Source organism: Nonomuraea rubra (assembly GCF_014207985.1).
Lineage (GTDB): Bacteria > Actinomycetota > Actinomycetes > Streptosporangiales > Streptosporangiaceae > Nonomuraea > Nonomuraea rubra.
The window spans coordinates 9,392,167-9,418,243 of record NZ_JACHMI010000001.1 but is presented as its reverse complement, the minus strand read 5'-3'; the positions used below and the strand labels follow the sequence as shown (position 1 = coordinate 9,418,243).

Annotated in this window: 20 protein-coding genes; 9 read left to right on the top strand and 11 right to left on the bottom strand. The window is 72.4% G+C overall.

Features of this window, described 5'->3' with window-relative positions; all coding sequences use genetic code 11:
* Window positions 1-20 precede the first annotated feature (20 nt).
* The gene (locus HD593_RS42935; RefSeq protein ID WP_185108324.1) at window positions 21-620 is read left to right on the top strand and encodes a TetR/AcrR family transcriptional regulator; all 600 of its coding nucleotides are present in this window, start codon (window positions 21-23) and stop codon (window positions 618-620) included.
* Between the two features lie 12 nt (window positions 621-632).
* Here HD593_RS42935 and HD593_RS63900 read toward each other — a convergent pair whose 3' ends face one another.
* Entirely contained in the window at window positions 633-3,134 is a 2,502-nt protein-coding gene (locus HD593_RS63900) for a polysaccharide lyase 8 family protein (protein WP_185108322.1), read from the bottom strand.
* Between the two features lie 333 nt (window positions 3,135-3,467).
* On the opposite strand from HD593_RS63900, the gene HD593_RS42925 reads away from it, so the two are divergent.
* Window positions 3,468-5,915, top strand: a complete 2,448-nt coding sequence (locus tag HD593_RS42925) for a glycoside hydrolase family 3 N-terminal domain-containing protein (RefSeq protein WP_185108320.1) — start codon at window positions 3,468-3,470, stop codon at window positions 5,913-5,915.
* A 51-nt stretch (window positions 5,916-5,966) separates the two neighbouring features.
* Here the strand turns inward: HD593_RS42925 and HD593_RS42920 are convergent, their stop codons facing one another.
* On the bottom strand, window positions 5,967-6,488 hold the full coding sequence (locus HD593_RS42920; RefSeq protein WP_312904129.1) for a snapalysin family zinc-dependent metalloprotease: 522 nt from the start codon (window positions 6,486-6,488) through the stop codon (window positions 5,967-5,969).
* A 96-nt stretch (window positions 6,489-6,584) separates the two neighbouring features.
* Window positions 6,585-7,745 carry a right-handed parallel beta-helix repeat-containing protein gene (locus HD593_RS42915; protein ID WP_185108318.1) on the bottom strand — a complete coding sequence of 387 codons (1,161 nt, stop codon included), beginning with the start codon at window positions 7,743-7,745 and terminating at the stop codon, window positions 6,585-6,587.
* A 210-nt stretch (window positions 7,746-7,955) separates the two neighbouring features.
* Here HD593_RS42915 and HD593_RS63895 point away from each other — a divergent pair, with 210 nt between their 5' ends.
* Genes HD593_RS63895 through HD593_RS42900 form a run of 3 tightly spaced genes read left to right on the top strand, consistent with a single transcriptional unit; the run spans window position 7,956 to window position 11,808 of the window.
* A complete protein-coding gene (locus HD593_RS63895; protein ID WP_185108316.1) occupies window positions 7,956-9,818 on the top strand; it encodes an ABC transporter ATP-binding protein in 1,863 nt (620 codons plus the stop codon).
* Between the two features lie 60 nt (window positions 9,819-9,878).
* Window positions 9,879-10,712 carry a hypothetical protein gene (locus tag HD593_RS42905; RefSeq protein WP_185108314.1) on the top strand — a complete coding sequence of 278 codons (834 nt, stop codon included), beginning with the start codon at window positions 9,879-9,881 and terminating at the stop codon, window positions 10,710-10,712.
* A gap of 16 nt (window positions 10,713-10,728) precedes the next feature.
* Entirely contained in the window at window positions 10,729-11,808 is a 1,080-nt protein-coding gene (locus HD593_RS42900; RefSeq protein WP_185108312.1) for a hypothetical protein, read from the top strand.
* Between the two features lie 197 nt (window positions 11,809-12,005).
* Here HD593_RS42900 and HD593_RS42895 read toward each other — a convergent pair whose 3' ends face one another.
* Window positions 12,006-14,591 carry an NPCBM/NEW2 domain-containing protein gene (locus HD593_RS42895; protein ID WP_221525273.1) on the bottom strand — a complete coding sequence of 862 codons (2,586 nt, stop codon included), beginning with the start codon at window positions 14,589-14,591 and terminating at the stop codon, window positions 12,006-12,008.
* Between the two features lie 205 nt (window positions 14,592-14,796).
* Window positions 14,797-15,108: an EthD family reductase gene (locus tag HD593_RS42890; protein ID WP_185108308.1), complete on the bottom strand. Its 312-nt coding sequence runs from the start codon at window positions 15,106-15,108 to the stop codon at window positions 14,797-14,799.
* Window positions 15,109-15,241: 133 nt separating this feature from the next.
* On the opposite strand from HD593_RS42890, the gene HD593_RS42885 reads away from it, so the two are divergent.
* A complete protein-coding gene (locus HD593_RS42885; protein WP_185108307.1) occupies window positions 15,242-15,643 on the top strand; it encodes a hypothetical protein in 402 nt (133 codons plus the stop codon).
* 64 nt (window positions 15,644-15,707) lie between these two features.
* Entirely contained in the window at window positions 15,708-16,364 is a 657-nt protein-coding gene (locus HD593_RS42880; RefSeq protein ID WP_185108305.1) for an SAM-dependent methyltransferase, read from the top strand.
* Window positions 16,365-16,395: 31 nt separating this feature from the next.
* Here the strand turns inward: HD593_RS42880 and HD593_RS42875 are convergent, their stop codons facing one another.
* Genes HD593_RS42875 through HD593_RS42865 form a run of 3 tightly spaced genes read right to left on the bottom strand, consistent with a single transcriptional unit; the run spans window position 16,396 to window position 21,814 of the window.
* A complete protein-coding gene (locus HD593_RS42875) occupies window positions 16,396-17,883 on the bottom strand; it encodes an SLC13 family permease (RefSeq protein ID WP_185108303.1) in 1,488 nt (495 codons plus the stop codon).
* 26 nt (window positions 17,884-17,909) lie between these two features.
* Window positions 17,910-20,678, bottom strand: coding sequence for an FAD-binding and (Fe-S)-binding domain-containing protein (locus HD593_RS42870; RefSeq protein ID WP_312904127.1), 2,769 nt, complete (start codon window positions 20,676-20,678; stop codon window positions 17,910-17,912).
* Window positions 20,675-21,814, bottom strand: a complete 1,140-nt coding sequence (locus HD593_RS42865) for a pyridoxal-phosphate-dependent aminotransferase family protein (RefSeq protein ID WP_185108301.1) — start codon at window positions 21,812-21,814, stop codon at window positions 20,675-20,677. Before HD593_RS42865 ends, HD593_RS42870 begins: the two co-directional genes overlap by 4 nt.
* An 88-nt stretch (window positions 21,815-21,902) precedes the next feature.
* Between HD593_RS42865 and HD593_RS42860 the strand changes: the two genes are divergently transcribed.
* Window positions 21,903-22,619 (top strand): IclR family transcriptional regulator, encoded by a 717-nt coding sequence (locus HD593_RS42860; protein WP_185108299.1) that lies wholly within the window; start codon window positions 21,903-21,905, stop codon window positions 22,617-22,619.
* On the opposite strand, the gene HD593_RS42855 is transcribed toward HD593_RS42860, so the two are convergent.
* Window positions 22,609-23,145 carry a hypothetical protein gene (locus tag HD593_RS42855; protein ID WP_185108297.1) on the bottom strand — a complete coding sequence of 179 codons (537 nt, stop codon included), beginning with the start codon at window positions 23,143-23,145 and terminating at the stop codon, window positions 22,609-22,611. The two genes, HD593_RS42860 and HD593_RS42855, sit on opposite strands and share 11 nt — an antisense overlap.
* 137 nt (window positions 23,146-23,282) lie before the next feature.
* Here HD593_RS42855 and HD593_RS42850 point away from each other — a divergent pair, with 137 nt between their 5' ends.
* Complete coding sequence (locus HD593_RS42850; RefSeq protein WP_185108295.1) at window positions 23,283-24,611, top strand: MFS transporter; 1,329 nt, start codon at window positions 23,283-23,285, stop codon at window positions 24,609-24,611.
* Here HD593_RS42850 and HD593_RS42845 read toward each other — a convergent pair.
* Together HD593_RS42845 and HD593_RS42840 are read right to left on the bottom strand one after the other, a co-directional pair.
* Window positions 24,608-25,267 (bottom strand): GntR family transcriptional regulator, encoded by a 660-nt coding sequence (locus HD593_RS42845; protein WP_185108293.1) that lies wholly within the window; start codon window positions 25,265-25,267, stop codon window positions 24,608-24,610. The two genes, HD593_RS42850 and HD593_RS42845, sit on opposite strands and share 4 nt — an antisense overlap.
* Before the next feature lie 44 nt (window positions 25,268-25,311).
* A complete protein-coding gene (locus HD593_RS42840; RefSeq protein ID WP_185108291.1) occupies window positions 25,312-26,073 on the bottom strand; it encodes a fumarylacetoacetate hydrolase family protein in 762 nt (253 codons plus the stop codon).
* Between the last annotated feature and the right edge of the window lie 4 nt (window positions 26,074-26,077).

Genomic DNA, 26,077 nt, shown 5'->3' with positions numbered 1-26,077 from the left:
TGTAAGTCAATGGGAGCACGATGATCCGCCGTACCCAGGCAGAGCGCTCGGACGAGACCACCGGGCGGCTGGTGGAGGCCGCGCGGGAGCGGTTCGGAGCCACCGGATACGCGCCGACCTCGATCGACGCCGTCGCCGCCGCGGCCGGGGTGACCAAGGGGGCTGCCTACCACCACTTCGGCGGCAAGGCGGAGCTGTTCCGCGCGGCCTTCGTGGCCGAGCTGGAGGCGGTGGACGCCAAGCTGCTGGCCATCGCCGCCGAGGAGGACGACGTGTGGGCGGCGCTGCGGCGCGGCTGCCGGACCTTCCTGGAGCACTGCCTGGATCCCGGGTTCCGGCAGATCGTGCTGCTGGACGCGCCGGCGGTGCTCGGGTGGGAGACCGTTCGCGAGATCGAGCACGACCACATGCTGCGCATCCTGCGCGATGGGCTGCGCATGGCCGTGGCCGCCGGGCTGGCGCCGGACGGCGACCTGGACGCCCGCGCGCAGCTCGTCTTCGGCGCGCTGTGCGAGGGCGGCATGTTGCTGGCCCGGTCGAAGGAACCGGCGGCCGACCTGCCCGGCATCGCCGCGGAGGCCGACCGCCTGCTGTCGGCGCTGGTCACACCGCCACGCTGAATCCGGTTTGGATTACGCGAGGGAGACGGCGATCCGCTGCGTCGCCCCGGCCGCGCCTCGCAGGTCGCCGAACGTCAGGCGGAGCGAGCCGCCCGTGCCGGCGGCGGTGACGGACGGGGCCGCGGAGATCACCTCGCGTACCGGGCGGTCCCAGGTGAGCGAGAGCCCGGCCGCCGCGCGGGCCGGGTCGGAGACGCACACGTGCGCGGTGCCGTCGGCGCGCTCGCGGATGAGCACGCAGGCGGGGACGCTGGCGGCGAGCGGGCCCACGCGGGTGGGCGCCCACAGGTTCGCCGCCGTAAGGCCCAGCTCGGGCACCCTGATCGCCTGCGCGTACGGGGTGTTGGCGAGGATCTCCACCCGGCCCTTGGCCGCAGCCCTGGCGCGGGTGGCCTCGGCGGTGGCGCCGGGCATGAGCAGGTACGCGTAGCTCGCGCCGGCCGGGTCGGTGCCGTGGTCCAGCCACATGGTCAGGTAGCGGCGGGTGATCCGGTCGGGCGAGCCGCCGGCGTTGACGTCCCGCCACGAGCCGGTCCGCTCCTCCATCAGGAGGTTCACGTCGGTGGGGGAGGGGAAGACGTAGCCGGCGTGGCCGGGCACGTGCATCCAGGAGACGTCGGCCTTCCGCTCCCGCGCGGCCTCCGCCCACGTGCCCTCCTTCCCGTCCCGTTCGTTCCACCGGTCGCCGTTCACCCGGACGGTGGCCGTGCCGCGCGCGCCCAGGTTGCGGTTGTCCACCACGGTCTCCACCGGCACCCCGTCGGCGGAGGTGATGCCCGCCCCCAGGCACACCACGCAGTCGTCCAGGAAGAACCACGCCTTCCTGGCCGCCATCGTGCCGCCCAGCCCCCGCAGGTCCTGCCCCACCGCGGCGAACTCGCCGTCCGTCGCGCCGCCCACCCACGTCACGTCCGGCCGGGGCAGCGCCCACGCGCCGCCCTCGCCGTCCGCCAGCCGCTTGGTGGACACCGTGATCCCCGGCAGCCGGTACGGGTCCGCCGTCGCCCAGAACGCGTCGGTGTACTGCTCCTCGCCGAACCCGTCGCCCCACCACGACAACCATCCGGCGCCCGTGTGCCAGCCCCGCGCGTTCTCGCCGTTGCCGTACTCGTAGTGCGCCACCCGCCGCGACGCCATGCTCACCGAGGCCGCCCAGCCGGGCCGACGGTGGACCGCGCGGTCCATGCCGGCGAACAGCCGGTGCCCCACCGGCTCGGCCGCCGCCCGCACCTTCGAGCCGGACACGGCCAGGAGCCGGGCCGTACGGGCGACGCCCAGCGACGGGCTGTCCGCCACCGGACGGCCGCGCTCCAGCCAGCCCTTCACCATGGCCTGCCAGCGTTCCGCGTGCTCGCCGCCCGCCACGTCCGCCAGCAGCGCGATCGAGGCGAGCATGCCCTGGGCGCGCAGGTGGTCGTCCTGCCCGCCCCGGCTGATGCCGCGCCCGGACACGTTGTCCATGAGCAGCCCGTTGTAGACGAACGGGGCCACCGCCTGGTCCACCGTGCCGAGGAAGGCCCGCAGCTCGGGCCCGTCCAGGTCCCAGGTCGTCCCGCGCAGCAGCGCGCCCAGCATCGCGACCCCGCTGAACAGCGCCGCGCCGTAGCCCCCGACGCAGGGCACGCAGCCGTGCTGGATGAAGGAGCCGTCGGCGTGGAAGCCGTCGCCCGCGGTGACGGGGAGCAGCGCCGGGGTCAGCGCGTCCTTGGCGAGCTGGATCCGATGCGTCTGGCCGCCGAGCACCCCGCGCACTGCCAGCACCCGGCACAGGTCCACCCGGTTCGCGCCGGTGCTGCTGCCCGCGTACCGCGCCACCGACGAGCCCGGCACGAACGCGTCCACGGCCGCGCAGCAGGCCGCCGCCCTGCGCCCGGTCAGCCGCCCGGACATCAGCAGCGCCGTGTCCAGCAGCGCCTGCGGGCCGCCGATCCGCCAGTGCCACCAGTTGCCGTACGGGGTGGTGCCCGGGTGGTAGACGTCGGCCAGCAGGTGGTCCAGGCCCGCCAGCACGGCCCGGCCCAGCTCGGCGTCGCCGGTCACGCCGGTGCCCGGCTGCGCGTACGCCTCGGCCATCACCCTGAGCCTGGTGAAGCTCTCGTGCAGGTTCCCGGAGAGCGCGGCGGGGTCGCCGGCGGGCGCGGGGCCGCGCCGGGCGGGCCCGGTCCAGGTGAGGCCGTGCTGCGTGATCGAGATCCCGGACGGGCCCGCGTACGCGACGGCGCGCCGCGTGCTCGCGTCCGCGTAGCGCAGCCCGCGCCAGAGCGCGCCCCGCTGCGGGCTCATCGCCTCCCGGTGCCTGGCCGCCGCCCGGCCCAGCTCCGCCAGCCTGCTCCTGTACGGCTCCGCCGTCCGGTCGAAGCCCTCGCCGAGCAGCAGCGCCCGCCATCGGGCCCGCAGGTCCGCGTGCCGTGGAGCCGCCTCGGCGCGGCCGGCGGGACCGGTGGCGATCCCGGTGCTCAGCGCTGCGCCGCCTGCGGCGCGCAGGAGGGCGCGCCGTGTCCATCCACCCGACATGAGATCCCCCGAGGCCGATCGTGCTGCTTGGACATCGGGGACGATATAGGCGCTCATGCCGGTGACCGGGATGACTTCAGCGGGGTTGATCGAATGCTGACCGATTCATGCCCCTGTCGGGTAAGCGCCCTCCAAACGGGGAGAGCGGCACCGCCTCGCGGGGCGGTAAAGCGGTGCTGAAACTTTCACCCGATCGCGGCCCGTTTTCCCTGGTGCTCGCGGATCGGGCGGGCGCCGGGCGGTGCAGGCCCGGGAAACTCGGCAGATGTCACCTAGAGTGCGTTTGGGAGCGCTCCCAAAACACCCTTCGAGCCGAGCGCGGAGCAGCGTGCCATGAGCAACCCGAGCAGAAGATGGACGAGCACCGCCGCCGCGCTGGTGCTCGCCGCCGGTCTGGTGGCGGCGCCCCCTGCGGCAGCCGTCGCGGCCTTCCCCTACCAGGACCCCACCCTCCCCGTGCCCACCCGGGTCGCCGACCTCATGTCCCGGATGTCGCTCGACGAGAAGCTCGGCCAGATGACCCAGGCCGAGCGCGGCTCGGTCAGTGAGTCGGACGTCACCACGTACCGGCTGGGCTCGGTGCTGTCGGGCGGTGGCTCCGCGCCCTCCCCGAACACGGCGACGGGCTGGGCCGACATGTACGACAGGTACCAGAACGCCGCACTGGCCACGCCCCTCGGCATCCCCATGATCTACGGCGTGGACGCCGTGCACGGGCACAACAACGTCCACGGCGCCACGATCTTCCCGCACAACATCGGCCTCGGCGCCACCCGCGACCCCGCCCTCGCCGAGCGGATCGGCCGGGCCGTGGCCGAGGAGGTGTCCGGCACCGGCATCGACTGGAACTTCGCGCCCTGCCTGTGCGTGGCCCGCAACGACCGGTGGGGCCGCACGTACGAGTCGTTCGGCGAGACGCCCGACCTGCCCTCGTCGATGGCGTCCATCATCACCGGCATGCAGGGCAGCACGCTCGACGGCCCCGCCTCCGTGCTGGCCACCGCCAAGCACTACGTCGGCGACGGCGGCACCACGAACGGCACCGACCAGGGCGACACGCAGCTCTCCGAGGGCGACCTGCGGGCGATCCACCTGCCGCCGTTCGAGGAGGCCGTGGAGCGCGGGGTCGGCTCGGTGATGATCTCCTTCAGCAGCTGGAACGGCACCAAGCTGCACGGCCACCAGCACCTGATCACCACGGTGCTCAAGGGCGAGCTGGGCTTCGACGGGTTCGTGGTCTCCGACTGGAACGGCATCGACCAGATCGACGGCGCCCCCGGCACCTCGGCGCAGGACGTGCGCACCGCCGTGAACGCCGGCATCGACATGTTCATGGTGCCCGTCGAGTGGCGGCGCTTCCTCGACCTGCTGCGGGCCGAGGTGCAGGCCGGGCGGGTCACCACGACGCGCGTGGACGACGCCGTACGCCGCGTGCTGACCAAGAAGTTCGAGCTCGGGTTGTTCGAGAAGCCGCGCACGGACCGGTCGTACACCTCGACCGTGGGCAGCGCGGCGCACCGGGCGCTGGCCCGCGAGGCGGTCGCCAAGTCGCAGGTCGTGCTGAAGAACGCGGGCAACGTGCTGCCGCTGGCCAGGACCGGCGGCAAGCTCTTCGTGGCCGGCAAGAGCGCGGACGACATCGGCAACCAGAGCGGCGGCTGGACGATCTCCTGGCAGGGCTCGTCGGGCAACATCACGACCGGCACCACCATCCTTCAGGGCATCAGGAACACCGTGGGCTCCGGCACCACCGTCACCTACAGCCGCGACGGCAGCGGCATCGACGGCTCCTACCGGGCCGCCATCGCCGTCGTCGGCGAGACCCCGTACGCCGAGACCCAGGGCGACCGCCCCGGCGGCCTCGGCCTGGACACCGCCGACCTGAACACCATCGCCACCCTGCGCGCCTCCGGCGTCCCGGTCATCGTGGTGCTCGTCTCCGGCCGCCCCATGGACATCGCCTCCCAGCTCTCCGGCTGGAACGCGCTGGTGGCCGCCTGGCTGCCGGGCACCGAGGGGCAGGGCGTGGCCGACGTGCTGTTCGGCGCCGCCCAGCCGACGGGGAAGCTGCCGATGACGTGGATGAGCAGCGCCTCCCAGCAGCCGATCAACGCGGGTGACGGCAAGACGCCGCTGTTCGCGCAGGGGTACGGCCTGACGTACGAGCCGTCCGGCGAGGAGGACACCAGCCCGCCCACCGCGCCCGGCACGCCCGCCGCCTCCGCCGTCACCTCCTCCTCGGCCACCCTGACCTGGCAGGCCGCCACCGACAACGTGGGCGTGACCGGCTACGACGTGGTCCGCTTACAGGGCACGGCCGAGACGGTGACGACCACCTCCGCCACCGCCTCCGCCTCGCTCACCGGCCTGACCGCGAACACCTCCTACACGTTCGCCGTCTACGCCAGGGACGCGGCCGGCAACCGCTCGCCCCGCTCGGGCACGGTCACGCTGACCACCACCGGCGGCGGCACGGGCGGAGGGTGCACGGCGACCCCGTCCACGCAGAGCCAGTGGAACACCGGGTACGTCATCCAGGTCACGGTGACCAACACCGGCACCGCGCCGCGCACCGGCTGGACCGTCACCTTCACCCTGCCGCCCGGCCACACGATCAGCGGTGGCTGGAACGGCACGTTCTCCACGTCCGGCCAGAACGTCACGGTCCGCGACGTGGGGCACAACGGCTCGCTGGGGCCGGGCGCGAGCGCGTCGTTCGGCTTCCAGGGCACCCGACCGAACGGCGACACCTCGCTGCCGTCCGGATACACCTGCGCCTGAACGCGGCCCCGGCCGGTGGCGCGGGCACCGCACCACCGGCCGGGCGGTTCCCTACCGTTCCTCGTACAGCCGCCCGAACTCCACCTGCGGCGTGCCACCGGCGAAGTTGCGATCGACCGCGGCCCGCTCGGCAGCGCTGGGTGTCGCGTTCCTGCAGCTCACGGGCGCGCTGGAGCCCGACATCAGATCGGAGCAGAGCCCGGTGCGCCGGTCCGGCAGGCCGAGGATGTGCCCGATCTCGTGGGTGGCGATCCGCAGCGGGTAGTAGCCCTGGTTGACGGCCTGGCGGCCCATCCAGATCGTGCCCCGTCCCAGGCTGGTGGGCAGGGCCCGGGGCCAGCCGTTGTCGGCGTACACGACGAAGTGGGCGGGCGTGCCGCGGACGAGCCGGACGTTCACCACGTTGGCGTTCCAGACCTGGGCCGCCTGGTCGATCGTGGCGCTGAACTCGGCGGCCCGGCTCGCGTCGTACCTGAGCACGGTGACCAGGGCGGTGGCCTGAGCGGGCGCGGTGACCAGCAGGAACGCCAGGCTCAGGACGACGGAGAGCATGATGCGGAGAGGTCTTGACACGGGGCCTCCTCCAGGAGTTGGGGGTGTTGTGACGGTATGCGCACCCCCTCGTCCCGGAGACGTAGCAATTTGCCCCTATCGCGGTGATATGGCCACTCAGCAGATCGTCTGCCGGCTGTTGACCAGCGTGTTGTTCCTGAAGGTCGTGTTGACGCCGCAGGGGTTCTCGGTGATGGCGGAGTTCGTCACCGTCAGGTTCTGGATGACGATGTCGGAGGTGTTGGGGAACTCCGAGCGGGCCGCGAGCCGGATGTCGCCGGGGCCCGTCACCGTGCCGCCCTGGGCGGCGATGTTCACGTTGTAGCAGTTCTCGATGAGGATGGAGTTGTTACCGGTCTGCGCGATGTCCACCCGGTCGATGACCGCGCCGCCGCTCTCCGAGACGCAGAAGACGCCGCGCCCGCCGCCCCGCGCGATCACCCGGCCGACGCGGACGTTCGTGGGGTACGAGCTGCCGATCCGGCCGTTCCTGTTGGCCATGCGGAAGGCGGCGTAGCCGGTGCCGGTGCCGGCGCCCTGGGCGTCGACCGTGTTCACCGTGGCGTTGATGGTGTCGTTCAGCAGCAGGCCGGAGTGGCCGGTGTTGCGGGCCGTGACGGTGCCGACGGTCAGGCCGTCCACGCCGTACGTCTCCACGCCGTGGGTGCTGGTGCCGGAGACGTAGACGTTGTCGATGCGCACGTTCCTGGTGCGCACGCTGCGGTCGCCGTGGTTGTCGATCCGGATGCCGAGGCCGCTGGACAGGCGCAGGTCGATCTGGCCGAGCGTGACGTTGACGCCGTTGCGCACGAAGATGCCGTAGAGCGGGGCGCCGGTGACGTTGAGGTGCTGGACCTCGACGTCCGTGACTCCTCTGGCGTACACGACGGCCTGGTCGCCGGAGCCCGAGCCGGTCACGTTCACGGTGCCGCAGACGTCCAGCACCGTGTAGCTCGGCAGGGAGAGCCGCGAGCCGGCGCTCATCGAGCCGGAGCCGCGCACCACGACCCGCTGCTTCGAGGTGCGGCCGGCGGTGAGGCTGCCCACCGCGGCCTGCATGGCGGACAACATGCTGCTTCCCGTGTAGACCGTCCTGCTGCCGTTGCGCGCGGTCCAGGTGCCGCCGCTGAGCACCGCCTCCGCGTTGTACGAGCCGTCGCCGCACGCGAGCGCGGCCGTCGCGGCGCCGGCCGGGGCCGGCAGCGGGGCCACCACGAGCGCCATCGCGGTGAGGCCGGCCATCAGGCCGAGTTTCCTGGGCTTGCTGCTGCTTCGCATACTCCGCTCCTGGGGTCGGGCCCTGAATCGATTCATCATCTGTCAAGCCTCTGAGCTGCTCTGATGTAGGAGGGTGGGGTGGGAACGGCGGCTTGACCGTGGGGAGTATTACAACGTTCAAATCGGCAGTCAACAAGCCGTGAAACTTACACGGGCACCGCCCCCGGCCCGGCTCCGGAAACTGTCGGTGGTCACGTGCACACTCAGTGCATGCAGAACGAGCCACTCGAACTCGGCGAGATCTCCTTCTCCTCCTGGTACGCCCACACCGACAAGATGGCGGAGGTCGGCTTCCTGACCATCGCCAGAAGGCTCCCCTCGCTCGTCGGCCAGGCGATGCGGATGGCCTGGCAGGCCAGCCCGCGCGACGCCCTGGCCACGGTCGCGCTCAACCTGCTCGGCGGTGTCTTCACCGCGTTCGGCCTGCTGGCCACCACCGGCGTGCTGACCGCCCTGTTCAGCGAGGGCCCCACGCCCGACCGCGTCATGGCCGCCCTGCCCGGCCTCGCCCTCGTCGGCGGCGCCGCGGTGCTGCGCACGGCGACGCAGGCCGGCGCGGGCTGGGCCCAGTCACGCCTCACCCCGCAGATCGCCCGCCTCACCGAGGAGCGCCTGTACGGCCTGACCAGCCAGGTCGAGCTCGCCGCCTACGACGACCCCGACTTCCACGACGCCATGGAACGTGCCGGCAGCCGCGGCGTGTCCATGGCCGGCTCGGTGGTGGCGTCGGCCGTCGACACGGTCACCGCCGCCGTCGGCATTGTGGCAGCCGCTGGCGTGCTTGGCGTCCTGCACCCGGTCCTGCTCCCGCTCCTCCTCCTGGCCGTGCTCCCCGACGCCTGGGCCGCCGTCCGCAGCGCCCGCATGCGCTACTCCACGATGTACGCGCTCATCCCGGCCCGCCGCCGCAAGTGGATCATCGGCCAGCTGCTGGCCGAGCGGGAGCCGGCCGCCGAGGTCCGCGCGTTCACCATGCGCGGCTTCCTGCTGCGCATGTACGACGCGGTGGCCAAGGCCGAGCAGGACGTCATGCTCGGCCTGGCCCGCCGCCAGATGGCGGCCAGGCTCGTAGGGGAGGCGCTCGGCGGCCTCGGCACGGCGCTCGTCTACCTCGCGCTCGGCATCCTGCTCGCCGTCGCCGCCATCCCGCTGGCCGTGGCCGGCACCGCCGTCCTGGCCATCCGCTCGGGCCAGACCTCTCTCGGCAACCTCATGTACGCCACCAACCGCCTCTACGAGGAGGGCCTCTACTTCACCGACTTCCTGGACTTCTGCGCCGAGGCCGAGCGCCGCCTGACCGTCCCGCGCCCGGCCCCCGTCCCCGAGGGCTTCGAGTGCGTCACCGCGTCCGAGGTGACCTTCACCTACCCCGGCGCCGCCGCCCCCGCCCTGCGGGGCGTCTCGATCGAGATCAAGCAGGGCGAGGTGATCGCGTTCGTCGGCGAGAACGGCTCCGGCAAGACCACCCTGGCCAAGATCCTGTCCGGCCTGTACGAACCCGACACCGGCACCGTCCACTGGGACGACACCGACCTGCGCCAGGTCAGCCCCGAAGCCCTCCGCTCCCGCACCGCCGTCATCGCCCAGGACCACACCCGCTGGCCGCTGACCGCCCGCTACAACATCACCATGGGCACCGGCAAGGGCGAACCCGCCCTGCACGCCGCCGCCGCGGTCGCCGGCGCCGACGAGGTCATCGCCGCCCTCCCGCACGGCTACCGCACCCTGCTCGACCGCCGCTTCAAGGACGGCCACGAACTATCGGGCGGCCAATGGCAGCGCATCGCCGTCGCCCGCGGCTTCCACCGCGACGCCGACCTGCTCATCTGCGACGAACCCACCGCCGCCCTCGACGCCCGCGCCGAACACGCCCTCTTCGAACGCATCCGCCACCACGCCGACGGCCGCACCGTCCTGCTCATCACCCACCGCCTGGCCAGCGTCCGCTACGCCGACCGCATCTACGTCCTCGACCACGGCACCATCACCGAACAGGGCGACCACGACACCCTCATGTCCCTCAACGGCCTCTACGCCGACCTCTACACCCTCCAGGCCACCGCCTACCGCTGAGCCGAATTGAGTAGGGGATACTCATGCCCTGCCGTGGCCCGCCTCCTAGCGTCACGAGCCATGAAGACCTGGACGGCCGCCCTCGCCCTCATGTCCTGCCTCGCCGCGACCGGCTGCGGCGGCGGCGTCTTCAACGCGCCCGGCTCCTCCTCCTCCTCGTCCTCTTCCTCGGAAGAGGATGGCGGCCGTGTGGTGGGGGCGGGTGACGGCGAGGATCAGTCCCGCGCCTCCAGCCGGCCGCCGGGCAAGCGCAAGACCCGGTACGACTTCACGCTGCCGGTGGGGGAGACCGCGGTGGACGAAAGCGAGGGGAAGGTCTACGAGGCGCTGTCGATGGGGAGGTGCGACGAGGCTCAGGCCCTGCTCGACGGGTCCCGGCAAGGCTTCCGGTCGGAGCTGACCGTGCCGCTGTTCCAGGCCGGGGTGCACCTGTGCCGGGGGGATGTCGCGGCTGCCAGGGCCGCGTACGCGCGGGCGGTCTACACGAACGAGGAAGGGGTCTGGTTCATCTGCGCATTGGATCGGGCGGTGGGCAGCGTCGTGCGGGGGCGGCCGAAGTCGGCGCTGGGCGCGTGCCCGCCGGTCGTCCCTCGCTCCTCCACCCCGGAGCCTGAGTCCTCACCTGAGGCGTCTCCCGAATCGTCACCCGAGGCGTCTCCCGAGTCCTCACCCGAAGCGTCTGCCGAGTCCTCGCCTGAGTCCTCAACCGAGTCCTCAACCGGGTCCTCGCCGGATGCCGGGTCGTCGCCTGGCACGGAGTCCACGACCGGTTCGGAGCCGAGCGGAAGCTCGGAGCCCACAAGCGGCACAGGGGCCGGCCAGGACTCGGAGCCCACGTCCGGCTCCGGTTCCGGCCCGGTCTCGGAGCCCGCGCCCGGTGCGGGGGCGGACTAGCCGTGGGGGTGAGTGCGTGAGCGGCGAGCCGACCGTGGAGATCGGGAGCAGGCCCACCCGGCCGGGGCCTCCCGGGGAGCCATCGGCCTCGGTCCGCGCCGATGACCGGGGCAGGGTGACGGGGACAGCCGCCGCCCACCCGCCGGCCGGGGCGGCGCCCGAGCGTGACCCGTTGGCGGGTGAGGAGGGCTTGCCGGCGGGCGGGGAGGACTCGTTGGCGGGTGGGGAGGGCGAGGGCGACGGGCCCGCCGGGCACCCGTTGCTGCGCTGGGCTGTCGGCGTGCTGGCCAACGTGACCGTCCTGACCGGCCTGCTCGTGTACTTCGGCTGGCAGCGCAGCGAGGTCCAGGCCCTGGAGCTGGGCATCGACGACAGCGTCCTGGGCATGACCACCACGGACTACGTGCTGCGGAGCGTCGGCCCGGTGCTGGCGCTGCTGCTGGTCGTCGCCATCGGCGGGCTGGCGTGGCTGCAGCTCGACCACTTCCTGGCACCCCGCGTGCGTGCAGCCGGAGCCGCGGAAGGCCAGGCCGCGGGTGCCGGTCGCGTCGTCACCTACTCCTTACGCTTCATGTCCTGGGCCTGGTTGGTGCTGCCCCTCACCTTCTGGGCCCTGAGCTTCCTCCAGGTCCTGCTCGAGATCACGTTCCTGGTGTTCCCGTTCAGCATCGGCGTGGGTGCCCTGCTCACCCTGTACGGCACGCACCTGCGCTCCACCATGCCCGGCCGGCGGCCACGCACGAGCATGCCCCTGCGTTACGCCTTCACCGCGATCATCGTCTGCGTGTCCCTGTTCTACGGCGCGCAGAACCACGCCACCGTCCTAGGCGTCTCCCTGGCCGAGAACACCGAGGTCGACAAGCTGGCGACGGTACGCGTCTACAGCACCCAGCGCCTGAACCTCGCGGCAGGCAAGGAGACGACCCTGCCCGGCTCCACCGGCAAGGACGACTACCGCTACCGGTACACGGGCCTGCGCCTGCTCCTGCACACCGGCAAGGGGTACTTCCTGGTCGCGGAGGACTGGCGGCCACGGGAGGGGACCGTGATCATCCTCCAGGAGTCGTCCACGATCCGGCTGGAACTGGGCGGGTGAGCGACCCCCTCCGCGCGCGTTCAGGCCGTCCACGCCGACGGTGTCCGGCACCGCCGCTGCGGCCGGGCGGCCCGGCCGCAGCGGCGCGCCGCACGGCAGGCGGGCGACCTGGCGGCAGGCGGGCGAACCACCAGGTCGTCTTCCGGCTCGGCCCCCTGCCGTGGCCGTCGAGGCCCGCTGAGGCTGCCGGAGCCAGGTCATTCGGCCCTGATGTTGTCGATGAACACCTCGCCTCCGGTGTTGAGGAACACCCACACCGCGCGGATGTCGCTCCGGTCGAGGGTGATGCCGGTGGGGCAGCTGATCTGGTCGAACCGTTCGGTGATCGTCCTGCTGGAGTGCGCGTTCGTCCAGGTCCACAGGCCACCCTGGCACCAGGAGAAGGCCTCGCCGACCTGGACGGCGATCTCGCCGACGGTGCCGGCGTCACCGGCCTTGAGGTCGAACTTGAGCATCGTCGCGCCGGTCAGGTCGAGCGGCGTGGCCAGGGGCCTGCCGAACCAGTTGCCGGCGACCGGGGTGGACACCTTGAGGCCGTTCGTGCCCTCGGTGTGGAAGAGGGGGGACTGTGCCACGGTGCCGCCGTCGCCCGGGTTGGCGATGGTGAAGTCCTCGGTGCCGGACTCGAAGGAGAACAGGGTTCGCGACTCCGGCAGGACCGGGCTGTCGTCCGGGACGTCGCCGCAGGTCAGTACGGGTGACGCCCAGTCGGCGTGCGTTCCGGTCGTCTCGGACTCCGCTACCAGGCGCAGCCAGGCCGTGCCGGTCAGGTCGGCGGTGAGGGGCTTCGGGGCCTCGCCTGAGGTGACCGGGCCGCTGGCCGCCGCCACGGCGTCGTCGGCGTACACGGTGAAGGTGGCGGGGCCGCCCGGGGCCTCGTCGTCGATGCCGACGTCGGTCACGAGTCGCGAGCAGCGGCCGCCGAGGTAGTAGAGCAGCTCGCTGCCGGTCGTGGTGCCCAGGCCGCGGGTGTGGACCTGGCCGCCGATGGTGATGAGGTTGCCGTCGTTCTCCAGGGCGCCGCCGTTGCTCTGGTCGGGCTCCAGGGGGCCGGTCGCGTTGACCGAGGTGACGGGGGAGATCGTGCTCAGGTGCCGGCGGCCGTCCTCGGGGGCGGTGACGACCGTGGCGATGACCTGGCTGGAGGTGGTGGCCGGGCGGTGCCTGGGGCCCCACCTGTAGGAGGCGGTGAGGTCGATCGGGTAGCGGCCCGCGGGGGTGCTCGCCGGGACGTCGATCCGCCAGCGGGTCTCCAGCGTGGCGTCCGTGGCCAGCCGGGAGCGCCGCGCCGGGGTGACCGGGGTGGCCGTCCAGCCCTCCGGCACGTCCGCCGTCACGGCCACGTCGCGAAGCGTGCCGACACCGCGATTGGTCACGGCCGTCGTCAGCGTGCCGCCGGCGGTGGGGTCCGGTCCGGTCGTCGTCGGGGTGCCGCCGCCGGTCGGGTCGGGTACGGCTGCCACAGGCGCGCCCCCATCGGTGGGCTGGGGTACAGCGGTCGTCGGGGTGCTGTCGCCCCCGGCAGGGCCGGGGACGAGGGTGGCGAGGTTGGCGCCGAGGGCGACCGCCGGGGCGACGGCGGTGGGGTCGCGGAGGGGACGTACGCGGTAGACCACGGTGCCGTGCGCCGGCACGGCCGCCGAGATCGTGGACTTGACCTGGGTCGTGGCGCCGGTCCAGACGTCCGTCAGCCGGTACGCCCCCGCGTCCCGCAACCCGGTCTCGCCCGTCGTGACGCTCACCGTGGCCAGCGTGTCGGTGGAGTTGTACAGGGCGATGGCACGATCACCGTTCGCGAGGGGCTTGTCCAGCACCATGAGCCCGTTCTCGTCCGAGACGACCGCGCCCTGCACGCCGAGCCGGTCCTGGTCGATGGCGATGAGCTCCCTGTTGCCCAGGATCGCCAGCGTCTCGGCGGAGGCCGTGCGCAGGTCGGTGCCGATGATCAGCGGGGCGGCCATCATGGCCCACATGCTCATGTGGGTGCGGTACTCGGTGGCCGTCATCCCGCCGTTGCCGATCTCCATCATGTCGGGGTCGTTCCAGTGGCCTGGCCCGGCGTACGGGGCCAGCGGCGCGTTCTGCCGGATGATGGAGCGCAGGCTGGCCCAGTTGTCGCTGATGTCCCCCGTCGTACGCCACAGGTGGCCGATGCCCTTCGCCCACGTCCACGGCCGCGAGGTGCCCCACTCGCAGATGGAGTACACGATCGAACGCCCGGTCCGGTCGAGCGCCTGGCGCATGGCGGTGTAGCGCCGGATGTAGTCCTCCTGCGACCCGTCCGACTGGTTGTTGCAGTTGTCGTACTTCAGGTAGTCGACGCCCCAGTCCGCCCAGGTCCGGGCGTCGAGCTCCTCGTGGCCGAGGCTGCCGGGGTAGCCGGCGCAGGTCTTGGTGCCGGCGTCGCCGTAGATGCCGAGCTTGAGTCCCTTGCCGTGGACGTAGTTGGCCACCCCCTTGATGCCGTTCGGGAACTTCGCCGGGTCCGGCACGAGCCTGCCGTCCGGGCCGCGTTCCCGCAGCGACCAGCAGTCGTCGATGTTGACGTACCGGTAGCCGGCGTCCTTGAGCCCGGTGGAGACGAAGGCGTCGGCCGTCTCCTTGATCAGGGTCTCGTTGACGTCGCAGCCGAACGCGTTCCAGTTGTTGAACCCCATGGGCGGCGTGGCCGCGAGCGGCGGGGGAGGGGGCGCCGCCTGGGCGGCGGGCGGGGCGAGGAACGACCAGCAGAGCGCCAGGGATGAGACGAGGGCCGCGACGGGCCGTCCCCGATTCCGCATCATGCGCCTCCAGGGTGACATGCGGTCAGCGACTGTGGACGCTATAGACGCGGGTGAGGGGCGTCAATATGTGGATTAACTGGTTCATTAAGGGCTTGCGGTGTTGTCGAACCATTTCGATGGATGCGAGCTGGGCGGATCGCCGAGGGTTACGGAGCCGTACGCTATGAATCGGTTAAGCGGCGGCTGCCCGCCCAGCCCGCGCGGCTCAGACCACCGCGCCCGCGGGCCCGGTGAGCAGCGTGGCGCCCTTCCCGGCGAAGTTCGCCAGGTCGGCGACCGCCGCCTGCCCCTCCTCGCTGGCCGCGGCGGCCTCGAACGCCTGCTGGTCGTCGAAGGTCAGCACGGCGACGAGGTGGTACGGCGGCTGCTCGCCCCCGGCGGCGGCCGGCCGCATGGTCGTGTACGAGCGCAAGCCAGGCATGCGGGCCGCGAGCGGGGCATGCGTCTCGTCGTAGTGCTTGTCGAACGCCGCGGCGCTGTCCGGCTGGTTGTAGAGCACGATGAGCTGGAAAGCCACTGTCGCCTCCGGAGGCAGATGGGATGTGCCCTCTGATCAAACCTCTGCCCCGGCCGGTGCGGTAGGGGCGGTTCGCGTTCTACGGTGAACGCAGGAACGCGTTCGAGGGAGGGCTCGCACGGATCGCATCGTCGTGGCGACGGGCAAGGCCCTGGTGGCCGCCATGGCCACCGGCGGCTGGCAGGCCGCGCGTGACGGCGCGCCGTCACTCTGGCGGCGGGCCAGCCCCGCGGAGGCCGAGGCCGTCGGGGCGGAGCTGGAGCTCGTACGCGGACAGGTGCTGGAGGCCCGCGCGGACGGCGACGAGGACACCGAGCGGGCGCTGGCCGGGCCCTGGCAGCTCAGGCTGCAGGCGCTGCTGCGCGCGGACCCGGCGATGGCCGTGGAGATCCAGCGGGTGCTGGACGAGGTGCTGCGCCCCGCGCCGGCGGCGGCCGAGCAGGCCCGCGCCGGCTCCATCGTGATGAAGGCGGAGGCGCGCGACCAGGGCCGGATCTACCAGGCGGCCGGGGACATGCACATCAACGAGCGCTGAGGTCACCGATCCTGGCCGAAGGCGGTCAGGGGCGGATCCGTGCCTGCCGGAAACGTGACCCTCGATGGCGCCCGAGGTGCGCGCCGCGGCCATGGAGAACCGCGAGTTCCTGATCCGCGCCGTCGAGTACCTGGCGGGCGACGCGGGCGTCCGGCAGTTCGTCGACATCGGCGCCGGGATCCCCGCCGAGCGTCCCGTCCACGAGGTCGCGCAGCTCATCGACCCGGACGCCAGGGTCGCGTACGTGGACAACGACCCGATCGTGCTCGTGCACTCGCGCGCGTTGCTGGGCGGGCGCCGCGGCACGGCCGTCGTCCAGGGGGACGCCCGCGAGCCCGAGGCGATCCTGGAGGCTCCCGAGCTGGCCGGGCTGATCGATCCCGGCCGGCCGGTCGCGGTGATCCTCATCGCGATCCTGCACTTCGTGCCGGACTCGGACGACCCGGCCGGCCTCGTGCGGCGGCTGCTCGACCGGCTGCCCTCCGGCAGCCACGTCGTGATCACCCACCTGTCCGACGGCGGCGTGCCGGACGACCCGCGCATCGCCAAGACCCGGGCCCTGTACGGCGGCGGCCTGCACTTCCGCTCCCGCGAGGCGGTCGAGGCCCTGTTCGAGGGGCTGGAACTGGTGGAGCCCGGCCTGGTCGGGGTGGGGCAGTGGCGTGGCACGGCAGGGGAGGGCACCTCGTGGTGGCTGGGCGGCGTGGCCCGCAAGCCCTGACCTCGCCGGCCCCGCCACTCCCGCCGGCCGGCTAGCCGAGCCAGCCGGGGACGACCAGGACGGCCCACGCCGCCAGCGGGCCCACCAGCACGATCACGCCGCCGTAGGCCAGCAGCCTGCGGTAGAAGTCGTCGCGCTGCATGCCCCTGACGTTGGCCACCAGCAGCGCCCCCGTCGTCGAGAACGGGCTGACGTCCACGATCGCCGACGACACCGACAGGGCCGCGATCATCGCGATCGGGCCCAGCGTGCCCTGCGACAGCAGTGGCACGGCGAGCGGCACCAGCGCGCCCAGGATGCCCACGGTCGAGGCGAACGCCGACACGACGCCGCCCACGTAGCAGATGAGCAGCGCCACCAGCAGCGGGATGCCGATCGCGGCCACCGCGGAGCCGACGTAGTCGACGGTGCCGATCTCCTGCAGCACGCCCACGTACGTGACGACGCCGCAGATCAGCAGCACGGTCGGCCAGGCCACCTTCTCCACGGCGCCCTTGTTCGACTTGGGGGAGGTGAGCATGAGGACGACGGCCACGGTGACGGCGGTCAGGCCGACGTCCAGCTTGAAGGCCAGGACGGCCAGGCAGAGCGCGAGGATGCCGGTCAGCGTGAGGGCCTGGTGCGGGGTGAGCCGCAGGCTGCCGCCGGACGCGGTGCCGGACGCGGTGCCGGACGCGGCCTCCGTCGCGACCCCGCCCTCGCCGCCGGGAACGGTCGCCGTGGTGCCCTCGCTCCCGTCGCCGGTTGCGGTCGCGGTGCCGCCCCGCGCGGCGCTCGCGGTCGCGGCGGGCGACGGGGCTGAGGTGGGCGGCGGCGCCGAGGCGGGCGCGGGCTCTTCGGAAGGCACACCGTTGTCCGGCGCGGCGGCGCCGGAGGGGCTGTTGCCGGGTGCTGCCGGGCGCAGGGCGTCGCGGCCCACGAGGTGGCGGCCGCCGAAGACGAAGAAGACGGCCACGGCCGCGGCGGCGTTGAAGGCGAAGCTCGACAGGAACAGCACCAGGTTGTTCCCGGGCAGGTTCGCCTCGCCGGTGACCCCGTTCACGATGCCGCCCAGCACGCTGATCGGCGAGAACGCGCCCGCCTGCGTCCCGTGCGCCACCATGAGCCCGATCAGCATCGGATGGATCCGGTAGTCGGCCGCGAAGCCGAACGCGATCGGCGCCAGGATCGCCGCCACGGCGGGCGCGGGCGCGCCCACGGCCGTCAGCAGCGCCGAGATGACGAACACGACCAGCGGGATCGCGGCCAGCCGCCCCCGTACGAGATGCACGGCGGCGCGGACGAGCCAGTCCACGGTCCCGTTGTTGGTGGCGATCGCGAACAGCAGCGTCACCCCGACCAGGATCACGAACAGGCTGCCGGGGAACGCGTCCAGGATGGCGTCGGTCTCCATGCCGGCGGCCAGCGTGCCGACCAGGAAGGCGCCGACGAGGGCCAGCGCCCCGAGGTTCACGGGGAAGATCGTGGCCACGACGAACATGGCGATGAGGGCGAGAATGGACAGGAGCTCTGCGGACACTGCGTACTCCGATCTCCCCCGAGGCGTTATGGCAGGCCGGCCGCCCAGTGGATGAGCTCGACCGGATGGCAGGCGGCGCGTCCCGCCCCGTGTGCGATCTGCTGGCGGCAGGAGACCCCCGTGGCCGCGAGCAGCGTGTCGGGTGAGGATGCGGCGATCGCCGGGAAGAGCCGGAGAGCGCCGATCTTCATGGACAGGTCGTAGTGCTCGGCCTCGAAGCCGAACGATCCGGCCATGCCGCAGCAGCCGGCGTCGAGCTCCGTCACCTCCGCTCCCGGGATCCTGGACAGCAGCGCGCGCGTGGCGGCGGTGCCGGTGACGGCCTTCTCGTGGCAGTGGCCGTGCAGGAGGATCCGGCGCCCGCGCAGCGCGTCCCCCAGCACCAGCGAGCCGTCGTCGATGGCCTCGGACAGCAGCTCGGGGACGAGCCTGGCGCGGGCCGCCACGGCCGCCACCCGCGGGTCGCCGGGCAGCAGCGCGGCGTACTCGTCCTTGAGCGTCAGCAGGCAGGACGGTTCCAGGCCGACGATCGGCGCGTCGGAGCCCGACAGGCGGGCGACCAGGTCTTCGGCCATCGCCCGGGCCCGGTCGAGCAGGCCCTTGGAGATGCTGGAGCGGCCGCAGCAGCCCTCGGCGGCCAGGCGTACCCGGTAGCCGGCGTGCTCCAGCAGCTCGATGGCGGCGCGCCCGATCGCGGGCTCGGTGTAGGTGGTGAACGAGTCCGCGAGCAGGATCACCTCCCGGCGGGCCTCCTTGACGGGCCTGCGGGCGTACCAGCGCAGCAGGTTGTCGCGGTGGAAGCGGGGCAGCGGGCGCCGCCGGCTCAGGCCGAGCGGGCCACGGGCGGCGCCGGCCAGCCAGTTCGACAGCGGCGCGGTGGCCGAGCCGAGCCGGTTGAGCGTCCTGATCGTGCCGAACGCCCGCGCCCGCAGCGGCACGCCGTGCTGCTGCTGGTACTGGTGGAGGAACTCGCTCTTCATCGCCGCCATGTCGACCCCGAGCGGGCACTCCGACTGGCACGCCTTGCACTCCAGGCAGAGGTCCAGGATGCCGTGCAGCCGCTCCTCGCCCAGCGCCAGCCGCGGATCGGGCGACGACAGCGCCTTGACCAGGGCGTTGGCCCGGCCGCGGGTGGAGTGCTCCTCCTCGCGGGTGGCCATGTACGACGGGCACATGACGCCCGTGTCGTCCTTGCGGCACACGCCGATGTTCATGCACCGGTCAGCGGCTTCGTGCATGCCGCCCGTCCCGAACGACAGGGTCGTGGGCAGCGGGCGCGGCGCGGGCATGGCCGGGTCGCGCAGGTGCTCGGTCATCGGCGGAGCGTCCACGATCTTGCCGGGGTTCAGCCGGTTGTGCGGGTCGAAGAGGTGCTTGACCTGCCGCATCGCCTCGTAGATCGCGTCGCCGAACAGGTGCCGGTTGAACTCGGAGCGCGCCAGCCCGTCGCCGTGCTCGCTGGAGTTCACGCCGCCGTGCCGGGCGGCCAGGTCGGCGATCTCCTCGGCCACGGCCCGCATCCTGCCGATCTCGCCGGGCTGCCGCAGGTCCACGAACGGCCGTACGTGCAGGCAGCCGACCGAGCAGTGGCCGTAGAAGCCGGCCCGCAGCCCGTGGCGGTCGAGGATCCCGGCGAACTCCTCGACGTACGGCAGCAGCCGGTCAGGCGGCACGGCCGTGTCCTCGACGAACGCGAGCGGCCTGCGGCTGCCCACGCTGGAGGCCATCAGCAGGCCGAGCCCGGCCTTGCGCACCTTCAGCACGGCCGCCTGCTGCTGCGCGGTGACGGCCCGCAGCGTGTGGTAGCCGTGGCCGTTCGACTTCCAGATCGCGGCCAGCTTGTCCACCCGGTCGGCCACCTCGGCCGGGGTGTCGCCGAAGAACTCCACGAACAGCAGCGCCTCCGGGTCGCCCGCCAGGACGTCGCCGAGCCCGGCGTAGTCCACGCGCTGCCTGGACAGGTCGAGGATCGCCTTGTCGAGCAGCTCGACCGAGGCGGCCTCGAAGGCGAGCGCGTCGGCGGTGGCGGCGATGGCGGCCGGGGTGGAGGTGAAGTGGCCGACGGCGATGGCCTTGGCCTTCGGCAGGTCGACCAGCCCGACCGTGGCCTCGGTGACCACGGCCAGCGTGCCTTCCGAGCCGACGATCAGCTTGGTGAGGTCCCCCTGCGCGGCGGCGTCGAGGCGGTAGCCGCCCGAGTGGCGCCAGAAGCGGGGGAAGCCCGACAGGTCGAGCCCGCCCAGGATGTCCGCGACCGCCGCGTTGAGCCGGGGGTCGGTGGCCAGGTCGGGCGTGGTGGCGTCGGCCAGCACCACGCGCAGCGCCTGGACGTGGTCGATCGTGGAGCCGTACAGGATGGAGTGGCTGCCGGCCGAGTTGTTGCCGATCATCCCGCCGATCGTGGCCCGGTTGCTGGTGGAGGTGTCGGGCCCGAACATCAGCCCGTGCTTGCGGGCCGCCCGGTTGAGCTGGTCCTGTACGACGCCGGGCTGCACCCGGGCGGTCCTGCCGTCGAGCTCCAGGATGGTGTTCATGTGCCGGGAGAAGTCCACGACGACGGCCGCGCCGACGGTCTGGCCGGCCAGGCTGGTGCCCGCTCCGCGCGGCAGCACCGGCACGCCCAGCTCGCCGCACGCCAGCACGAGCGCCTGCACGTCCTCGGCGTGCCGGGGGAAGGCGACGGCGAGCGGCTCGATGGCGTACATGCTGGCGTCGGAGGAGTAGAGGTGCCTGGTGTAGGGGTCGTCCCGGACGTCGCCGGCGATCAGCGGGGCCAGCGTGCGGGCCAGGCTCACCGGGCCCCCTCCAGGTACGCCAGCGCGGCCCGCGCCCCGCCCTCCTTGATCGGCACCCCGGCCGCCGACAGCCCCATCTCGACGCCGCTCAGCGTGCCCGCGAGCATCAGATCGTTGAAATGGCCGAGATGCCCGATGCGGAAGACCTTGCCCGCGAGGCGGCCGAGGCCGGTGCCGAGCGACATGTCGTACCGCTCCAGGATCAGCCGCCTGACCGCGTCGGCGTCGTGCCCGTCGGGCATCAGCACGGCGGTCAGCGAGCTGGAGTGCTCGCGCTCGTCGGCGCAGAGCACCTCCAGCCCCCAGCCGTGCACGGCCCGCCTGGTCGCCTCGGCGTGCCGGTCGTGCCGGGCGAAGACCGCGTCCAGGCCCTCCTCCTCCAGCATGATCAGCGCTTCGCGCAGGCCGTACAGGAGGTTGGTGGGCGGGGTGTACGGGAAGAAGCCCTGCCGGTTGGCCGCGATGATCGGCTCCCAGTCCCAGTACGACCGGGGCAGCCGCCCCCGGTGGGCCAGGGCCTTCGCGCTGACCGCGTTGAACCCCATGCCGGGCGGCAACATCAGGCCCTTCTGCGAGCAGCCGACGGTGACGTCCACGCCCCACTCGTCGTGGCGGTGGTCCATCGAGCCCAGCGACGAGATCGTGTCCACCAGCAGCAGCGCCGGGTGCCCGGCCCGGTCGAGGGCTGCGCGGATCTCGGGGACGCGGCTGCGCACGCCGGTCGAGGTCTCGTTGTGCACCACCATGACGGCGGCGACGTCGGGGGTGAGGCGGCCGGCCAGCGCGTCCGGGTCGGCGCCGTGCCGCCAGTCGCCCGGCACGACGTCCACGACCAGCCCCAGCCTGGTGGCCAGCTCGCACCACAGCGAGGAGAAGTGCCCGGTCTCGAACGCCACCACCCTGTCACCCGGCGACAGCGTGTTGACCAGCGCCGCCTCCCACGCGCCCGTGCCCGACGACGGGTAGACGACCACGGGCCCGGCGGTCTTGAACACGGTCTTCAGCCGTTCGAGCAGCTCGCTCGCGAGCCGGGCGAACGCGGGCCCCCGGTGGTCGATCGTCGGCTGGGCGATGGCCCGCAGCACCCGATCGGGAACGTTCGTCGGCCCGGGAATCTGCAAGAAGTGCCGGCCCACTGTCTGACCACCTCCGTGCCATCACACGGCACGGCGTGCCGCTGTGCGGTTCATTAACATTAAAATCGGTCCGCAGAGGAGTCAATGCATGCAGAACGTGATCAACGCCCTCCGTGTGCTCGAAGAGGTCGCCGACCGGCAGCCCATCGGCGTCGGCGAGCTGGCACGCGGGCTCGGCCTGCCCAAGAGCACCGTGCAGCGGTCGCTGAGGACGCTGCACGAGGCCGGGTGGATCAGGCCGGCCGGGGGCGAGGTCACGCGCTGGCAGGTCACCAGCAAGGCACTCCAGGTGGCCCGCCGCACCGAGCTGGGGCTGCGGGACGCGGCCGTACCGGTCATGGAGGAGCTGCGCCAGGCCACCGGCGAGACGATCCACCTGATGGTGCCCGAGGGCGACGCGGTCGTGCTGATCGAGCGGCTGGAGACCGACAAGCCGCTGCGCATCGTGCTGCCGCTGGGCATCCGGCTGCCGCTGCACGCCTCCGCCAACGGCAAGGCCGTGCTGGCCCACCTCGACCGGCCGCTCGGCGAGCTGCCCGGCTACACCGCCACCACGATCACCGACCCGCGCGCGCTCCGTGCCGAGCTGGACGCCGTGCTCCAGCGCGGATACGCCGACAACCGCGGCGAATGGCGCGCCGACATCGCCGCCGTCGCCGCCGCGGTCCTCGGCCCCGCCGGCCCGATCGCCAGCCTCAGCGTCTCCACCCCGGCCAGCCGCATGACGGAGGAACTGCGCGCGGAGTACGGCAAGCTCGTCACGCGGGCCGCCAGGACGCTGGGCCAGGATCTCGTCAGCCCGTAGGGCTGGGTGAGCCGGTGGGCGGCGCGGTGACCGGCGGCGCCGACGCCGGCGGGCCCGCCGGAGCGGACGGCAGGTTGGCGAAGTGTCCCGTCCGCGTCTTCACCGGCACCATCAGGCGCACCGGCTTGGCCTCGCGGAACGTGAACGTCATCGGCACCACGTTGCCGCGCACCCCGGTGGCCGTGCCGATCGGCTTGTTGCCGGTGCCGACGGCCTGGTCGGGCGGCAGCGCGAGGGGCTGCCCGGCGAGCTGCACGGTGCCGCCGCCCTCCATGGTGATCCGTTCGAGCTGGTCGGGCCGCTGGGCGTCGTTGACGATCACCCCGAACAGCGCCTGCTGCGCGGGCGGCGAGGCCGAGTCGGTGCCGCCCAGGAGGAAGATGTTGCGCAGGCTCAGGCTGTCGCCCACGTTGGCGTTGGCTCCGTCGTTCTGCGGAACCCGGTTGGCCTCGTCGAAGCCGGCGATCGCGCAGCCGCTGACCGCCAGGGCCACGACCGCCACGACGGCGGCGATTGGACGCATCACGTCAGCTTCTCCCTCCGGACCGTAGTCGTTCCAATACCCCCGAACACCGCCCCGAACCAGCGCTTTCAGCCTGGTGACCATCGATGATGCATCATGTACCGTCACCGTTAACGCGTGACCTACCCCAGGAGCGGTAGATGGTTGAGCAAGGACTCGACGCGACAGGTCAGCAGAAACGACGGCAACTGGTCCGCGCGGTGGTCGCCTCCGCAGTGGGCACCTCGATCGAGTGGTACGACTTCTTCCTCTACGGCTTCGCCGCCAGCACCATCTTCGCGGAGCTGTTCTTCCCCACCAGCGACCAGACGACGGGTCTCCTGCTGGCCCTCGGCACCTACTTCGGCGGCTTCGCCGCCCGCCCCATCGGCGCGGCGATCTTCGGCCACTACGGTGACCGCATCGGCCGCAAGGCCACCCTCATCATCACCCTCATGACCATGGGCATCGCCACCGCCCTCGTCGGCCTGGTGCCCACGTACGAGCAGATCGGCATCTGGGGCGGCATCCTGCTCACCCTCCTGCGCCTGCTGCAGGGCATCAGCGTCGGCGGCGAGTGGGGCGGGTCGGTGCTGCTGGCCACCGAGTGGGGCAAGTCGCGCGGCGGGCGGCGCGGCTTCCTCGGGAGCTGGCCGCAGTTCGGCGTGCCCGTCGGGCTCGTGCTCGGCTACCTGGCCCTGCAGGTGTTCGAGCCGATGGACCCGTACTGGGGATGGCGCATCCCGTTCCTGCTCAGCGTCGTGATGGCGGCCATCGGCCTGTACATCAGGCTCGGCATCCTGGAGACGCCGGTCTTCGCCAAGGTCGTCGCGGAGAACAAGGTCGAGCGGGTGCCCGTGCGCCAGGTCCTCGTCATGAACTGGAAGGAGATCGTGCTCAGCGCGCTGCTGCGCACCGGGCAGCAGGCGCCGTTCTACATCTTCACGGTCTTCATCCTCACCTACGCCACCAGGACGCTGGGCTTCGCGGCGAGCGACGTCTACACGTACGTGATCGTGGCCGGGATCGTGTCGCTGTTCACGGTGCCGTTCTGGGGTTACATCTCCGACCTGGTGGGGCGCAGGCGGCTCTACATCGTGGGCGCCCTGTCCATGGTGGCGTGGTCGTTCGTCTACTGGCCGCTGCTCGACACCCGCGTGCCCGCGCTGGTGTTCCTGGCCATCGTGCTGGCCGCGCCCATCCACGACATCCAGTACGGCCCGCAGGCCACGTTCATCGCCGAGAGCTTCACCGGGCGGCTGCGCTACAGCGGCGCCTCGCTCGGCTACCAGCTCGCCTCGATCACGGCGGGCGGGCCGGCGCCGCTCATCGCGGTCTGGCTGTACGCGACGTACCAGAGCTCCATGGCCATCGCGATCTACATGGCGATCTGTGCCGCGATCAGCGTCGTGGCGGCGTACCTGCTGAAGGACCGATCGCAGCAGGACTACGCGGTCGAGTACGACGATCCGCAGGCCAAGGCCGGTTAGGCGAGCCGTTCGAGGGCGGCCATGGTCGCGTCGAGGTGGCGCAGGACGATCTCCACCGCCTCCTCGGCGCGCCGCCCCCTGAACGCCGTCACCAGCTCGCGATGGTCGCGGTCGGCCTCGGCCCTGCGCGCCCGCTCGTGCCCGCGCAGGGACAGGCCCACGTAGACGGCGGCGCCGTCGCGCAGGCCCTTGAGTATCGCGCACAGCCGGGGCGAGCCGGCCGCATCGCTGAAGACGGCGTGGAAGCGGCGGTTGAGCTCGACCCACTCGCCTGGGTCGAGCTCCTCGCGCATCCGCATGCGCAGCCCCTCCGCCAGGTCGATCTCCTCGTCGGTGATACGTTCCACGGCCTTGCGGATCGAGACGGGCTCCAGCATGCGGCGCAGCTCGTAGATCTCCCTGACCTCGGACAGGTCGAACTCGCGCAGCATCGCGCCCTTGTGGGCGTCGATCCTGATCAGCCCCTCGCCCGCCAGGTCGCGCAGGGCCTCCCGGACCGGCGTGATGCTCACCTTGAGCTGGGCGGCGATGTCGGCCTGGACGAGCCGGTAGCCGAGGGGCAGGTCGCCGCCGAGGATCGCCCGCCGGAGCGTTTCGTAGACGAAGGCGTGCGCGGTGCGCGCGGGCGGGCCGGGCTTGAGCACGACGGTCGTCACGAAAGCCACTATAAGCGGCGCTCACCGGCGGCTGTCCGGGGAGGTCAGGCGTCCTCCGCCAGCACCGGATTGCTCAGCTCGCCCAGCCCCTCCACCGTGACGGTCATCGTGTCGCCCGGCTGCACCGGACGCACCCCCGGCGGGGTGCCGGTCATGATGACGTCGCCCGGCTCCAGCGTGGAGAAGGCCGACACGTACGCGATCAGCTCGGGGATGCCGAAGATGAAGTCCCTGGTACGGCCGTCCTGGCGCAGCTCGCCGTTCACCGTGCAGGTGACGCGCACGTCCGACGGGTCGAACTGGGTGTCCACCCACGGCCCGAGCGGGCAGAAGGTGTCGAAGCCCTTGCCGCGCGTCCACTGCGGGTCGCTCTTCTGGATGTCGCGGGCGGTGACGTCGTTGCCGATCGTGTAGCCGAACACCACCGACATCGCGTCCTCGGCCTTCACCCGCCGCCCCGCGCGGCCGATCACCACGACCAGCTCCGCCTCGGGGTCGAGTCGCCCCGACAGCGACGGGTAGACGACCGCCTCGCCGGGGCCGACGATCGACGACGGCGGCTTGAGGAAGATCAGCGGCTCCTTCGGCACGGGGTTGCCGAACTCGGCCGCGTGGTCGGCGTAGTTCCGGCCGACGCAGAGGATCTTGCTCGGGGTGACGGGCGCGAGCAGCCGCACGTCGCCGCCCACCGGGTCGCCGGGGACCAGCTCCGTGTACGGGTCTCCGGCGGCGGCCCGCACCGTTCCACCGGCGTCGATCACCCCCCACCGCGCCGTGCCCGCGTCGTCGTACCTGATGATGCGCATCTCG

Bases quoted from the DNA above. Each gene is read 5' to 3' on its own strand.
- HD593_RS42935 (WP_185108324.1), top strand. From the start codon at position 21: ATGATCCGCCGTACCCAGGCAGAGCGCTCGGACGAGACCACCGGGCGG.
- HD593_RS63900 (WP_185108322.1), bottom strand. From the start codon at position 3,134: ATGTCGGGTGGATGGACACGGCGCGCCCTCCTGCGCGCCGCAGGCGGC.
- HD593_RS42925 (WP_185108320.1), top strand. From the start codon at position 3,468: ATGAGCAACCCGAGCAGAAGATGGACGAGCACCGCCGCCGCGCTGGTG.
- HD593_RS42915 (WP_185108318.1), bottom strand. From the start codon at position 7,745: ATGCGAAGCAGCAGCAAGCCCAGGAAACTCGGCCTGATGGCCGGCCTC.
- HD593_RS63895 (WP_185108316.1), top strand. From the start codon at position 7,956: ATGCAGAACGAGCCACTCGAACTCGGCGAGATCTCCTTCTCCTCCTGG.
- HD593_RS42905 (WP_185108314.1), top strand. From the start codon at position 9,879: ATGAAGACCTGGACGGCCGCCCTCGCCCTCATGTCCTGCCTCGCCGCG.
- HD593_RS42895 (WP_221525273.1), bottom strand. From the start codon at position 14,591: ATGATGCGGAATCGGGGACGGCCCGTCGCGGCCCTCGTCTCATCCCTG.
- HD593_RS42880 (WP_185108305.1), top strand. From the start codon at position 15,708: ATGGCGCCCGAGGTGCGCGCCGCGGCCATGGAGAACCGCGAGTTCCTG.
- HD593_RS42860 (WP_185108299.1), top strand. From the start codon at position 21,903: ATGCAGAACGTGATCAACGCCCTCCGTGTGCTCGAAGAGGTCGCCGAC.
- HD593_RS42850 (WP_185108295.1), top strand. From the start codon at position 23,283: ATGGTTGAGCAAGGACTCGACGCGACAGGTCAGCAGAAACGACGGCAA.
- HD593_RS42840 (WP_185108291.1), bottom strand. From the start codon at position 26,073: ATGCGCATCATCAGGTACGACGACGCGGGCACGGCGCGGTGGGGGGTG.